The sequence below is a fragment of the Arthrobacter sp. Soil762 genome (assembly GCF_001428335.1).
Lineage (GTDB): Bacteria > Actinomycetota > Actinomycetes > Actinomycetales > Micrococcaceae > Arthrobacter.
The window spans coordinates 476,649-489,238 of record NZ_LMSG01000001.1; the positions used below are offsets into that span (position 1 = coordinate 476,649).

The 12,590-nt window shown below is 66.3% G+C and carries 12 protein-coding genes and 2 tRNA genes; 6 read left to right on the top strand and 8 right to left on the bottom strand.

Features of this window, described 5'->3' with window-relative positions; translation table 11 throughout:
* Positions 1-54: 54 nt before the first annotated feature.
* A tRNA-Pro gene (locus ASG77_RS02200) sits at positions 55-129 on the bottom strand.
* A 148-nt stretch (positions 130-277) separates the two neighbouring features.
* Here ASG77_RS02200 and ASG77_RS02205 point away from each other — a divergent pair.
* Positions 278-351: transfer RNA gene (locus tag ASG77_RS02205), tRNA-Gly, on the top strand.
* Positions 352-426: 75 nt separating this feature from the next.
* On the opposite strand, the gene ASG77_RS02210 is transcribed toward ASG77_RS02205, so the two are convergent.
* From ASG77_RS02210 to ASG77_RS02220, 3 genes are all read right to left on the bottom strand, one after another.
* Positions 427-1,347 carry an Fpg/Nei family DNA glycosylase gene (locus ASG77_RS02210; RefSeq protein ID WP_056340588.1) on the bottom strand — a complete coding sequence of 307 codons (921 nt, stop codon included), beginning with the start codon at positions 1,345-1,347 and terminating at the stop codon, positions 427-429.
* The gene (locus tag ASG77_RS02215; protein ID WP_056340590.1) at positions 1,347-1,841 is read right to left on the bottom strand and encodes a ribose-5-phosphate isomerase; all 495 of its coding nucleotides are present in this window, start codon (positions 1,839-1,841) and stop codon (positions 1,347-1,349) included. The genes ASG77_RS02210 and ASG77_RS02215 overlap by 1 nt, the downstream gene beginning before the upstream one ends.
* 84 nt (positions 1,842-1,925) lie before the next feature.
* Complete coding sequence (locus ASG77_RS02220) at positions 1,926-2,936, bottom strand: hypothetical protein (protein ID WP_056340593.1); 1,011 nt, start codon at positions 2,934-2,936, stop codon at positions 1,926-1,928.
* Between the two features lie 109 nt (positions 2,937-3,045).
* Here ASG77_RS02220 and pepN point away from each other — a divergent pair, with 109 nt between their 5' ends.
* Positions 3,046-5,613, top strand: a complete 2,568-nt coding sequence (gene pepN, locus ASG77_RS02225; protein WP_056340598.1) for an aminopeptidase N — start codon at positions 3,046-3,048, stop codon at positions 5,611-5,613.
* Between the two features lie 9 nt (positions 5,614-5,622).
* Entirely contained in the window at positions 5,623-6,096 is a 474-nt protein-coding gene (locus ASG77_RS02230) for an OsmC family protein (RefSeq protein ID WP_056340600.1), read from the top strand.
* 7 nt (positions 6,097-6,103) lie between these two features.
* On the opposite strand, the gene ASG77_RS02235 is transcribed toward ASG77_RS02230, so the two are convergent.
* Positions 6,104-7,111: an epimerase gene (locus ASG77_RS02235; protein WP_056340603.1), complete on the bottom strand. Its 1,008-nt coding sequence runs from the start codon at positions 7,109-7,111 to the stop codon at positions 6,104-6,106.
* Positions 7,112-7,245: 134 nt separating this feature from the next.
* Between ASG77_RS02235 and ASG77_RS02240 the strand changes: the two genes are divergently transcribed.
* Together ASG77_RS02240 and ASG77_RS02245 are read left to right on the top strand one after the other, a co-directional pair.
* A complete protein-coding gene (locus ASG77_RS02240) occupies positions 7,246-7,941 on the top strand; it encodes a mechanosensitive ion channel family protein (RefSeq protein WP_442854228.1) in 696 nt (231 codons plus the stop codon).
* 4 nt (positions 7,942-7,945) lie between these two features.
* Positions 7,946-8,398, top strand: a complete 453-nt coding sequence (locus ASG77_RS02245) for a globin (protein ID WP_056340609.1) — start codon at positions 7,946-7,948, stop codon at positions 8,396-8,398.
* A 52-nt stretch (positions 8,399-8,450) separates the two neighbouring features.
* On the opposite strand, the gene ASG77_RS02250 is transcribed toward ASG77_RS02245, so the two are convergent.
* A complete protein-coding gene (locus tag ASG77_RS02250) occupies positions 8,451-9,107 on the bottom strand; it encodes a hypothetical protein (protein WP_056340612.1) in 657 nt (218 codons plus the stop codon).
* Between the two features lie 63 nt (positions 9,108-9,170).
* On the opposite strand from ASG77_RS02250, the gene ASG77_RS02255 reads away from it, so the two are divergent.
* Positions 9,171-10,109 carry an acyl-CoA thioesterase gene (locus tag ASG77_RS02255; protein ID WP_056340615.1) on the top strand — a complete coding sequence of 313 codons (939 nt, stop codon included), beginning with the start codon at positions 9,171-9,173 and terminating at the stop codon, positions 10,107-10,109.
* A gap of 162 nt (positions 10,110-10,271) precedes the next feature.
* On the opposite strand, the gene ettA is transcribed toward ASG77_RS02255, so the two are convergent.
* Both ettA and ASG77_RS22360 read right to left on the bottom strand, forming a co-directional pair.
* Positions 10,272-11,954 (bottom strand): energy-dependent translational throttle protein EttA, encoded by a 1,683-nt coding sequence (gene ettA / locus ASG77_RS02260; RefSeq protein ID WP_056340620.1) that lies wholly within the window; start codon positions 11,952-11,954, stop codon positions 10,272-10,274.
* Between the two features lie 46 nt (positions 11,955-12,000).
* The gene (locus ASG77_RS22360) at positions 12,001-12,558 is read right to left on the bottom strand and encodes a DUF6993 domain-containing protein (RefSeq protein ID WP_235564243.1); all 558 of its coding nucleotides are present in this window, start codon (positions 12,556-12,558) and stop codon (positions 12,001-12,003) included.
* Positions 12,559-12,590 lie beyond the last annotated feature (32 nt).

Sequence of the window (12,590 nt, forward strand, 5' to 3'; positions counted from 1 at the left end):
TTTCTGCAAACGCAGTTTTCTGCCCGGGCCGTTTGCACGGCCCGAGCCGCAGAGTCGGGGTGACAGGATTTGAACCTGCGACTTCCTGCTCCCAAAGCAGGTGCTCTAGCCAAGCTGAGCTACACCCCGTAAGTGCACAGGCAAGTCTACGTTCATCCGGGCGTTCTTTGCACATTTGACACGTGGGGCATGAATTAGGTTTAGTTGTATCCGGCTTCAACAGCCAGCCCGAAGAAACGCAGTGCAGCCTGATACAACAGCTGAGGTGTATTTTTCCGGGGACGTAGCTTAGTGGTAAAGCCTCAGTCTTCCAAACTGATGATGCGGGTTCGATTCCCGTCGTCCCCTCCACATAAGCAGGGCCCCTCAGCTGAGGGGCCCTGCTTTTTGTTTGGCTGGCTTTTTTGTTCGGCCGACTTGGGTTGGCTACTGCTGGCAGCCGGGGCACCAGTAGAGCTTGCGGCCCACTATTTCGGTGATGGCCACCGGCACGGCGCAGACCCGGCAGGGCTGCCCTTCGCGCTTGTACACAAAGTGGGCGTCGCCGCCCGTGGGCAGGAGCGCCCCTGGTTCCCGGTTATCCGGCTCCCAATACACCGGCGGTGTGGTGATGATCCGCCCGTCGCGGACGCCGTCGGCCATTACTGCGGCTGTGTCGTCCCACAACAGACCGGCGGCGGCGCTGGAGAGTCCAGTACCCGGCAGCCACGGATCCAGCCGCTGCCGGAACAGCACTTCGGCCCGGTAGACATTCCCGACGCCGGCAATCACCTTCTGGTCCATCAGCAGCGCTGCGATGGAGGTCTTGCGGGACAAAAGGCCCGTCACAAAGCGGGTCCTGTCCGAGGGATGGTTGTGCAGCGGATCCGGCCCCAGCCGGGCCAGGACGGCCCGGGCTTCTGCCTCGGTGATGGCCGCGCAGGTGGTGGCACCGCGGAGGTCCGCCCACCCATGCTTGCTGACCAGCCGGACACGCACGGCGCCGCGGGGCTCGGGCGGGCCCGCGTACTCAACCATCCCGGCGTCGTCGGTAATTTCGGGGTCCTCGAAAACCTCGCGCTCCCCGATCTTCCGCGGGGCACCGATGCTGGAGGCCCCGCTGAAGGTCGCGTCGCCGCCGAAGTCCCAGGCGCCGTAGAGCCCCAGGTGGACGTGCAGCACCACGGCGTGGTCAAAATGCAGGAAGAGGTGCTTGCCGTGGGCGCGCGAATCCGTCAGGACCTGGCCGTCCAGCAGGGCTGCGCCGGCAATAAACCGGCCCTGCGGGCTGCTGACGGACAGTGACTCGCCGGTAAAGACGTCCCCGAACTGTTGCGCCAGGCGGCGGACTGAATGCCCTTCGGGCACTACTCGATGACCTCGCCGGTGGATTCGTAAGCCGCGATCTTGCCGATGCGGCGGACGTGCCGTTCGTCGTTGCTGAAGGGCTCAGCCAGGAACGCCTCGATCAGTTCGGTTGCTTCCTCGACCGTGTGCTGGCGGCCGCCCACTGCCACCACGTTGGCGTCGTTGTGTTCACGCGCCAGGGTGGCGGTGGAGTGGTTCCAGGCTAGTGCTGCGCGGACCCCCTTGACCTTGTTGGCCGCAATCTGTTCCCCGTTGCCCGAGCCGCCAAGGACAATGCCCAGGGCATGGATTCCTGCCTGCTGGTCTGCGACGACGGCGAGCGCTGCGTTGATGCAGAAGGACGGGTAGTCGTCCAGGGCGTCGTATTCCTTGGGGCCGTGGTCCACTACGTCGTAGCCCTTGGCCGTGAGGTGGCTGACCAGGTGGGCGCTGAGTTCCATGCCTGCGTGGTCGGTGGCGATGTGTACCCGCGGGAAGGCAGGGGAAGAGGTCACAGCAGTATCCGTTCGTTTCGGCGCCGGGGCCAGCGGCGCTGGTTCAGGCCAGGGTCAGATCATCACGGACAAGGTTACTAGGACTCAGACTCCGGGGGCACGTTCGCCGGACGCGCCCCCGTGCGCCCTGGCAGCCACCCGGGTCAGGACCTCTGCCAGCCGGGCCGCGGATGCCGGGCTGCCGCCGCTGACCGCGAGGTTGCGCCCATCTGTTTGATGAACGACGACGGCGGGGCCGCTGCTGACCAGCATCGCGGCAGTGCCGCTGTGGTTGCGGTAGCCCCACCCGCCGTAGTCGGCGGCGCGGACGTCCGCGGCACTCGCGGTGGAGATCGCGGCCGCCGGCACATCCATGACCGGCAGCACGCCGGCCACCAGGACACGCAGGCCGCGGCGGTCAGCCTTGACGCGGGCGCAGAGGAAAGCAGCGGCCACCACAGCGAGGGCAGCCACCAGGGCCCCGAGCCAGGGCAGCGCCACGGCGATCAGCGCGGCCGGGAACAGGCTGGCCACCGCGATCATCACAAAGACGGAACTGCGGGCGTGCACCCACATCCGGAAGGTGTCTCCGGCAAGCTCCGGGTCAAGCTCGCGGGCGAGGGCAAGCTCCAGGGCCCGGTCATCGTCGAGCGACCACTGCCTGTCGGCTTTGAAGACGAAGCCCATAATGACGCCCAGCGACAACGCCGCCCCGCTGCCCAAAGCAAGGACCGTGAGATCCACCCGGGATTCCCGGGCGTCGGCGAGGCCGGCCTGGCCCACCAGTCCGGCCGCCAGGACGCTGGTGATGAACAGGGTCAGGAACAGCCCCGTCCCCATCATGATCCGGCGCATAACAGCGGGCCGGGACAGCGGTACCGCCTGGGACAGCACCAGCCAGCCTGAGGCGATAATGAGCAGCGCACCGCCGGCCGCATAGGCGCCGAACGGGGCAAAGGAGGCGCCGCCGTCGGCCGTCCAGCTGATTGCCACGGGGTCCGGAAGATCGGGCCGCAGCAAGAACGCGCAGAACACAAAAGCCGCCGCCAGGACCACGGGAAAGCCCACCACGAAGCGCAGTGCCTTGGTATCCACCGAATCCCGGAACTTTCCCATGCATTAACGCTACTCCCGCCTGAGGCCGTGACAGAATGACTTCACTGTGCCGGTGCAGGCCACCGCCCGCCGGCAACCGAGACCCTTCTGGAGGCCCCACTTGCCAGGTATGAACCTGACTCGCGCCGAAGCCCGCGAGCGTGCTGAACTCATCAACGTTGACTCCTACGATGTCATCCTGGACCTGACCAGGGGCGAGAAGGTCTTCGGAACCACCACCACGGTGAAGTTCACGGCAGTGCCCGGATCCGCCACGTTCATCGATGCCGTCACCCACGCCGTGCACAGCGTCACGCTCAACGGGCGCGCCCTCGACCCTGCCGTAGTGTCAGACGGCATCCGGATCCAGCTCCCGGAGTTGGCCGCGGCCAACGAGCTCACGGTGGTGGCCGACGCGCCGTACATGAACACCGGCGAAGGCCTGCACCGCTTTGTGGATCCGGTGGACCACGAGGTGTACCTGTACACGCAGTTCGAGGTTCCCGATTCGCGCCGGATGTTTGCGGTGTTTGAGCAGCCCGACCTCAAGGGCACTTTCAGGTTCACGGTCACGGCGCCCTCGCACTGGGATGTCATCTCCAACTCCCCCACCCCGGCCCCCGTGGAAGCCACGCCAGGGGACGACGGCGGTGCCCGCTCGGTCTGGGCGTTCACCCCCACACCGCGGCTGTCTTCCTATGTCACGGCCCTGATCGCCGGCCCGTACCAGGCTGTCCGGTCCGAGGTCACCAGTTCCGACGGCCGCGTGATCCCGCTGGGTGTTTTTGCCCGGAAGTCCCTGATGCAGTACCTCGACGCGGACAACATCTTTGACCTGACCCGCCAGGGCTTCGAATTCTTCGAGGCGCAGTTCGGCTTCCCGTACCCGTTCGAGAAGTACGACCAGCTGTTTGTGCCCGAGTTCAACGCGGGTGCCATGGAGAATGCCGGCGCCGTGACCATCCTCGAAGGCTACGTTTTCCGGAGCAAGGTGACCGGGGCCCAGATCGAGCGCCGGGCCATCACCGTGCTGCACGAACTCGCGCACATGTGGTTCGGCGACCTGGTGACCATGCGCTGGTGGAACGACCTCTGGCTCAACGAATCCTTCGCCGAATACATGTCCCACCTCGCGGCCGTGGAAAACACGTCCTTCACGAGCGCGTGGACCACCTTCGCCTCGGTGGAGAAGTCCTGGGCCTACCGCCAGGACCAGCTGCCCACGACGCACCCGATCTTCGCCGACATCAGCGACCTGCAGGACGTGGAGGTCAACTTCGACGGCATCACCTACGCCAAGGGCGCCTCAGTCCTGCGCCAGCTGGTGGCCTGGGTGGGGCCGGAGCAGTTTATGGCCGGGGTCCGGGAGTATTTCGCCAAGCACGCGTGGCAGAACACCGAGCTCAGCGACCTCATGATCGAGTTGGAGAAGGCCAGCGGCCGCGACCTGGACCAGTGGGGCCGCCTCTGGCTGGAGACTGCCGGCGTCAATACGCTCAAGCCGGAGCTCGCCGTGGACGGCGCCGGGACGCTGACATCGTTCACCATCGTGCAGTCAGCCGTCAAGGAGTGGCCCACCATCCGTCCGCACCGGCTCGCCGTCGGGTTCTACAACCTGAACAGCGCAGGCAAGCTGGAGCGCGTGCACCGCGAGGAGCTCGACGTCGACGGTGAGCGCACCGAGGTGCCGGAGCTGGCCGGCCTGGCGCAGCCTGACCTGATCCTGGTCAACGACGACGACCTCGCCTACGCCAAGGTCCGGCTGGACGAGAAGTCCCTCGCCACGGCAACGGCGCACCTGAAGGACTTCAGCGCGAGCCTGCCGCGCACCTTGGTGTGGAACTCCGCCTGGGACGCTGCCCGCGATGGCGAGTCCCCGGCGCGCCGGTATGTAGAGCTGATCCTGGCCAACGTGGCCGCGGAATCCGATTCTTCGGTGATCCTGGTCCAGCTGCGCCAGCTGGCCACCACGCTGAACTTCTATGTGGCTGAGGAGCACCGCGAGGCCACCACGGTCGCCGCCGTGGACACGCTGTGGGACCTTGCCAGCGCAGCACTTGCCGGGTCCGACGCCCAGCTGCAGTTTGTGAAGTCGTTTGCCCTGCTGGCCCGCAGCTCAGGCCAGCTGGACACCGTCGCCGGGCTCCTGGACGGCACCGCGACCCTGGACGGGCTGGCCGTGGACCAGGACCTCCGCTGGGAACTGCTGGCCTCACTGGTGTCCGGTGCCCGGCTGGGTCAGGCGGAGATCGCCGCCGAACTGGAACGCGACAACACCGCGAGCGGACAGAACGCCGCGGCCCTGGCCACGGCCGCCATCCCCACCGCCGAAGCCAAAGCCGCCGCCTGGGACTCGATCGTGGTCACGGGAGAACTCTCCAATGCGCTCCAGGGATCAGCCGTCACAGGCTTCATGCGGGTGCTGGACCGTTCGCTGCTGGAGCCGTACGCGGAAAAGTACTTCGAGGCTGTTCCCGGCATCGTGGCAAACCGCACGCACGCACTCGCCCAGCAGATCGTCGTCGGGCTTTATCCGGCACTGCTGACCACGCAGGCAACGGTGGACCGGACGGATGCTTTCCTCGCCGGTCTTCCGGCCGACAGCAGCGCCCTGCGCCGCATGATGCTGGAAAACCGGGACGGCGTGGCCCGGGCGCTGCGGGCACGCGCGGCCGACGTGCTGCCGGGCGAAGCCTAGGCCGGCGCCGTGGGCCTGGGCGAGCACCACTATTCCCTGACGGTGCAGTGGACCGGCAACCTGGGCGACGGCACGTCGTCGTACCGGGGCTACTCACGGGACCACGACATCCGGATCCCCGGGCTGCCGGTCCTGCCCGGTTCCGCCGATCCGACGTTCCATGGGGACCGTGACCGCTACAACCCGGAGCAGCTGCTCCTGGCGGCGCTGGCGCAGTGCCACATGCTGTCGTTCCTGCACGTGGCGGTGAAGCACGGGGTGGTGGTGACCGACTATCAGGACGACGCCACCGGTGTGATGCGGCTGAACCGCGACGGCAGCGGACAGTTCGAGTCCGTCACGCTGAACCCGCGGGTCACCGTGGTGGACGCGGCGCACGTGGATCTTGCGGAACAGCTGCACCGCGAAGCCAACGCCGTCTGTTTCATCGCCCGGAGCGTCAACTTCCCCGTGCATCATTCACCGGTGACTGTGGTGGCCTGACAGGAGTTCACCGGCCGGTCAGCAGTTCACCACCCAGTAGTTCCTGGGCCAGCCGGGCTTCGGTGGCCGGCGCGAGCCCTGCCTTGCGGCGGCGGTCCAGGCCGCGGCGGCGCTCGTCCTCCAGTGTGGCCGCCAGCGTTTCCTGCCAGGGTCTAATGGCCATTCCGGCGGCCCTGGCTGCGTGGTTGCTGCGGTTGCAAAACCCTTCGTGGCCGGGCGGCAGCCACAGCGGGAGGGAGTCAGGTCCGGCCCAGTAGTCGATCCCGGACTCCACTAGCCAATCCTCCGGAGCGTTGAGGGCCTCGCCTTGGTACCCGGCCACTGTTTTGGCCGCCTCGATGTACTCGCCGAAGGGCACGTGCTCCCCCACGGCGTTCAGCGGCCCGGTCACCCCGCGCTGGGCAGCATCGAGGACCCAGGCCGCGAGGTCCCGCACATCAATGACCTGCGTGGCGTGGCCGGCGATGGCCGGGACCACGGCCGGGCCGTTGTCCCTTGCGAACCTTGCGGGCCAGTAGCCATACCGGTCCGTTCCGTCGCCGGGGCCCCCGATCAGGCCGGCGCGGCAGAGGTGCGCCCTGGCGCCCACGGCTTCCAGGGTTGCCTGTTCAATCGCAGACTTGGATTCCCCATAGTTCTCGGGAGTGGATTCCGTGCCGGCTGGCAAGGGTGCCAGGAGTACGGCGTCCTCAGTAGCTCCCGGCGTCGAAGCGTCCGCATAGACGGAGCAGCTGGACACAAACGTCCAGTGGGCAGTCCTGTGGGCCAGGGCGGCCAGCGCCCCTTTGGCCGGGACAGGATCGCGGGCCACGTCAATGACCGCATCCCACTCCCCTGCCACCTGTGCGTAGCTGTTCGCGCCGAGTGAACGGTCCGCTTTTACCCACCGGACACCGTCTGGCGGTTCCGTCGCGGACCCACGGGCCAGGCACGTGACTGCGTGACCTGCGGAAACGGCCTGCCGGGCGATTTCAGCGGAGAGAAAGGCGGTTCCGCCCAGAACGAGGATGCGCATGAGGACACGCTACGGCGCTAGGGTTGAAGGAGAATAGAGCCATATGCCGCGGGCGAACCTGTGCATGGGCCGACGTCATCCGCCCGGCCGCCGCCGGTGACCCCCCAAGGAGTTTTACCTCTATGTTCAGCACGATGTCGCTTACACCCCCGCCCCTCACCTCGCAGCCCAACGGCGTCAGCGTCACGGGCATCGCGATCAGCCTTGGCGTCGGAATCGCGATATGGCTGGTGGCCACCTTCGTAATTTCCCGGATCAGCAAGCGAGTGGCTGCGGGCACCAATTTCTTCAAGAAACCGCACTTCAAGTGGGTTGCCCCCGCCCTGCGGGCTTTGGATCACGAGCGCCGCGTGCAGCGGGCGGAAACCATTGGTTCCCTGCTCAACAGCATCGTGGGCGTACTGGTGGCCGTGATCACCATCATGTATGTGCTGCAGAACCTGGACATCGACATCGCCCCGCTGCTGACCAGCGTGGGAATCCTGGGTATCGCCATCGGTTTCGGCGCCCAGCAGCTGATCCGCGACTTCCTCGCCGGCATCTTCATCACCATCGAGGACCAGTACGGGATCGGCGACGTCATTGAAACCAGCGAGGTAGTGGGTGTGGTCGAGTCCATGGGGCTGCGCATCACCCGGGTCCGCTCGGAGGACGGCGCCATCTGGTACCTCCGCAATGGCGAGATCCTTCGCGTCGGCAACCGTTCCCAGGGCAACTACGTGCCGGTGCCGGACGTGCCGGTCGAGGACTCGCCGGACGCCGGGCCGGACACTGCCCTGAGTGCGCCCGCCACCGAGGCGAAAAAGACCGAGCAAAAGGCCGGAGAATAGAGACATGACCATACCCGCCGAGCCGCAGCAGCCACGCCAGCTTATGCAGAACGATCCCTTCAGCCAGCCCGGCTACACGGACAACTTCTACGACGCCGTGGGCGGACACGAGACGTTCGTCAAGCTGATCGATGTTTTTTACGACGGAGTGGCCACGGACCCGCTATTGCGCCCGATGTACCCGGAGGAGGACCTCGAACCGGCCAAACGGCGGTTCCTGATGTTTCTGGAGCAGTACTGGGGCGGCCCCACCACGTACGGCGAGGAACGCGGCCACCCGCGCCTGCGGATGCGCCACATACCGTTCCGGGTCACGCCGGAGGCCAAGGACCGTTGGCTGTTCCACATGCGGACCGCTGTCGATGCCCTGGAACTGCCACCCTTGCACGAGGGAACGCTCTGGGACTACATGGAACGCGCCGCGCTGTCCATGGTGAACAGCCCGTCGGAGGCCTGACGCGGCCTTCGGGCTTAGCGCATGGGCGCGTACGACGGCGGCTGGCCGGGTTTTAGAGGCCGCTGCCGGTGCGTGCCAGGACGTGGCCGCGTGGACCACTGAGACGGAACCAACGGCCCGCCCGGTACAGCTTCTGGTCCCCGTCTGCGAGGAATCCCAGGGTGAGGGCCGCGAAGGCGGCTCCTGCCGGAAGGCCGGTGTCGTCAAGGGCCCGGCCCCACACAGCGGCGCGTGCGTTGTTGACGATCAGCGCCCCCGGCTGGGCGGGCATGATGCCCGCCACTTCGGTGATGCCGGCTTCGGCCGCGCGCCGCAGTTCGGCATCCGACAACGCACCCACCAGTTCCCAGCCGGTGCGCGGTGCGCCGACGCCTGTCCACGATTCGGTGACGGTGGACGGCGGCACCGGCAGCTCGACGTCGTCCTCCCCTGCCCTGGCAAGCCGGTCAACGACGGCTGAGAGCGGTACCGTCACGTCAATCGCGGAAGGTTCCGCCAGCGCCATGGTCCGCAGGCCCAGGATGGTGGGGGTGGATTCGCCCAGCAGGCGCGGCCGCAGAATGCACACGTAGGCCGCGAGAACGGAACCTGCGGCCTGAAGCCGGATGGCGCCGTCGTCGACCGTCTTGGCACGGGTGGTGAATGTGCGCAGATCGGCGAGATCACGCGGATCGGCGAACCGGAAGGACTTCGTAAGTAGGTCAGACACATTAAGAACACTACCGGCTGAAGCTTGGTTGAGCAGCGGCGGGGCGCCGTCTAGAGTCAATCCATGACTGACGCGTACATCGGCCTTGACGAAGAGGCCTCCATCGATGACCCCATGGATACCCTGATCGGACTGCTCGATCTGGGCAGCCTCGACGGCGCCCGGACGGATGAAGACATTTTTCTCGGGCCCTCCCAGAGGCAGCCACGGCACCGTGTCTTCGGCGGCCAGGTGCTGGCCCAGTCAATGATGGCCGGCATGAGGACCGTGGAGCCGGACCGTGTGGCCCACTCGATGCACGGCTACTTCCTCCGGGCCGGCGACGCCAACAAGCCCATCACTTTCGGGGTGGAACGGCTGCGCGACGGCCGCTCGTTTTCGGCCCGCCGCGTCCACGCATACCAGGACGGGGTCCCGATCCTGTCAATGATCGCCTCGTTCCAGCACGAGGACGACGGCCTGGACCACCAGTCCACCATGCCGGCAGGCATACCGGATCCGGAGTCGCTGCCCAGCACGGCCGACCTACTCGCCCGCTATGACCACCCTATGGCCCGCCATATGTCGTCCGAGCGGCCCTTCGACGTGCGGCACATCGACCCCGCCCTGTACGTCTCGGCCCCCGAGGAGAAGGTGGCCACGAACGCCGTGTGGATGAAGACCCTAGGTCCGCTGCCCAATGACCCCAATCTGCACCGGGCGGCACTGGCCTACGCCAGCGACTACACCCTGTTGGAGCCCATCCTGCGCAAGCACGGCCTGTCCTGGCTGACTCCGGGCATGAGCGTGGCCAGCCTGGACCACGCCATGTGGTGGCACCGACCCGTCAGGGTTGATGACTGGCTGCTGTATGTGCAGGAATCGCCGAGCGCCCAGGGCGCACGCGGGCTGGCCACGGGCAAGATCTTCAACCGCAGCGGCGTGCATGTAGCCACGGTGGCGCAGGAAGGCATGCTGCGGGTGCCCGAAGGACTGCAGAGCAGGAACACGGCCCAGGCCTGAGCCGTCGGTCCCTCAGCAAGGCATCCCCCTGATGCAGGAAACCCCGCCCGGAAGTATTTCCTAGCGGGGTTTCCCTGTGCTGACCGGTTTGCCGGCTGACTGGCTGCCGGCAGGCAGCAGAAAGGCCGGCACCCTTGACGGGGTGCCGGCCTTTCTTTGCGATCAGTCGCGGGTGAGGCGGCGGTGCGTTACGCGGTGCGGCTTGGCCGCATCGGGTCCGAGCCGCTCTACTTTGTTCTCCTCGTAGGATTCGAAGTTGCCCTCGAACCAGTACCACTTGGCGGGGTTTTCCTCGTCGCCTTCGTAGGCCAGGATGTGCGTGGCCACCCGGTCCAGGAACCAGCGGTCGTGCGATACCACTACGGCGCAGCCGGGGAACTCCAGCAGCGCGTTTTCAAGGCTGCTGAGGGTCTCGACGTCGAGGTCGTTAGTGGGTTCGTCAAGCAGCAGCAGATTGCCGCCCTGCTTGAGGGTCAGCGCAAGGTTGAGGCGGTTGCGCTCACCACCGGAGAGCACCCCGGCCTTCTTCTGCTGGTCCGGGCCCTTGAAGCCGAAAGCGGCAACGTAGGCGCGGGACGGCATTTCGACCTGGCCCACCTGGATGTAATCGAGGCCGTCGGAAACAACTTCCCACAGGGTCTTGGTCGGGTCGATGCCGCCGCGGCTTTGGTCCGCGTAGGAGATCTTGACCGAATCGCCGATCTTCAGCTCGCCGCCGTCGAGCGGCTCCAGGCCAATGATGGTTTTGAACAGCGTGGACTTGCCCACGCCGTTGGGGCCGATGACGCCGACGATGCCGTTGCGGGGAAGCGTGAAGGACAGGCCGTCGATCAGGGTGCGGTCATCGAAGCCCTTCTGCAGGTTCCTGGCTTCCAGGACCAGCCCGCCCAGGCGCGGGCCCGGCGGAATCTGGATCTCTTCGAAGTCAAGCTTGCGTGTGCGGTCAGCCTCGGCAGCCATCTCCTCGTAGCGGGCCAGACGGGCCTTGGACTTGGTCTGGCGGCCCTTGGCGTTGGAGCGTACCCACTCGAGTTCCTCGGTGAGGCGCTTGGCCTGCTTGGCGTCCTTCTTGCCCTGGACTTCCAGGCGGGCCCGCTTCTTCTCCAGGTACGTGGAGTAGTTGCCTTCGTAGGGGTACAGGTGGCCGCGGTCAACCTCGGCGATCCATTCCGCGACGTGGTCAAGGAAGTACCGGTCGTGGGTGACTGCAAGGACTGCGCCGGCATAGCTGGAGAGGTGCTGTTCCAGCCACAGCACGCTCTCGGCGTCCAGGTGGTTGGTGGGCTCGTCCAGGAGCAGGAGGTCGGGCTTCTGCAGCAGGAGCTTGCAGAGCGCCACGCGGCGGCGCTCACCGCCGGAGAGCAGCGTCACGTCGGCGTCCGCGGGCGGGCAGCGGAGGGCGTCCATGGCCTGCTCGAGCTGGGAGTCGAGATCCCAAGCCTCAGCGGCGTCAATGGCTTCCTGCAGCTGACCCATTTCTTCGAGCAGGACGTCGAAGTCAGCGTCAGGGCTGGCCATTTCCTCGGAGATCTCGTTGAATCGCTGGATCTTGCCGTAGATCTCGCCAACACCTTCCTGGACGTTGCCCAGGACAGTCTTTTCCTCGTTCAGTGGCGGTTCCTGCAACAGGATCCCCACGGTGTAGCCGGGGCTGAGCCGGGCCTCACCGTTGGAGGGGATGTCCAGTCCGGCCATGATCTTCAGGATGGTGGACTTACCGGCACCGTTCGGGCCAACAACACCGATTTTGGCGCCCGGGAAGAACGACATGCTTACGTTGTCAAGAATGAGTTTTTCGCCAACTGCCTTGCGGGCATTGGTCATTGTGTAGATAAATTCCGCCATGGTTCCAAATCTAGTGGGTTGGCGGGCTTAACTCACATTCGAGGCGTCAGGCAGCCGCACCCACGAAGCACTTGCCGCTGGCCAGGACCGGCAGAACGATAACGGTGACCTTGCCATCGCGGACCTGTCCCACCACGCAGTCGGTGCCCTGCAACACAGCGGCCTCAATGGCATCAGCTTCCAGCCCGGTAGGAGTCCGGCTCGCCGACACTTCGAGCGCCGGCGGGGAAATCCCGGCGCCGGTCAGGGCATCTGTCACCTGGGCTGTGGCTGGCTTTGGTGTCCCCGCCGCCAGCTTCCCCAGCGCATCCGTCACAGTCTGTTTCATCGCCACGATGGCTGGATCCTCCGCCGGGGACGTGGCGGCCGGCTGGGTGGAGCCCGTGGTTGCCAGCTCCGAGGGGGTTGCCACTTCGCCGGGCGTGGCAGCGCCCTGTCCCACTCCTCTTGAGGAGTCGCCGGTGCAGGCTGCAAGCCCAAGAACCATCAGGAGGCTTCCGGCGAGCGCCGCGGCCGCCCGTCCCGCAGACAGCCCAAGCCGACGGGAACGGGTGGTCCGGCTGGTGATGGGGGTTGCCTGCCGGTTGTCCGTCGCGCGATTCATGCCGCCATTCTTCCACGCGGCCAAGCGTGGGA

What these genes read in the sequence shown, in the direction of transcription:
- ASG77_RS02255 (WP_056340615.1), top strand. Translation starts at nt 9,171, where the DNA reads ATGACTGACGCGTACATCGGCCTTGACGAAGAGGCCTCCATCGATGAC.
- pepN (WP_056340598.1), top strand. Translation starts at nt 3,046, where the DNA reads ATGAACCTGACTCGCGCCGAAGCCCGCGAGCGTGCTGAACTCATCAAC.
- ASG77_RS02245 (WP_056340609.1), top strand. Translation starts at nt 7,946, where the DNA reads ATGACCATACCCGCCGAGCCGCAGCAGCCACGCCAGCTTATGCAGAAC.
- ASG77_RS22360 (WP_235564243.1), bottom strand. Translation starts at nt 12,558, where the DNA reads ATGAATCGCGCGACGGACAACCGGCAGGCAACCCCCATCACCAGCCGG.
- ASG77_RS02235 (WP_056340603.1), bottom strand. Translation starts at nt 7,111, where the DNA reads ATGCGCATCCTCGTTCTGGGCGGAACCGCCTTTCTCTCCGCTGAAATC.
- ettA (WP_056340620.1), bottom strand. Translation starts at nt 11,954, where the DNA reads ATGGCGGAATTTATCTACACAATGACCAATGCCCGCAAGGCAGTTGGC.
- ASG77_RS02240 (WP_442854228.1), top strand. Translation starts at nt 7,246, where the DNA reads ATGTCGCTTACACCCCCGCCCCTCACCTCGCAGCCCAACGGCGTCAGC.
- ASG77_RS02220 (WP_056340593.1), bottom strand. Translation starts at nt 2,936, where the DNA reads ATGGGAAAGTTCCGGGATTCGGTGGATACCAAGGCACTGCGCTTCGTG.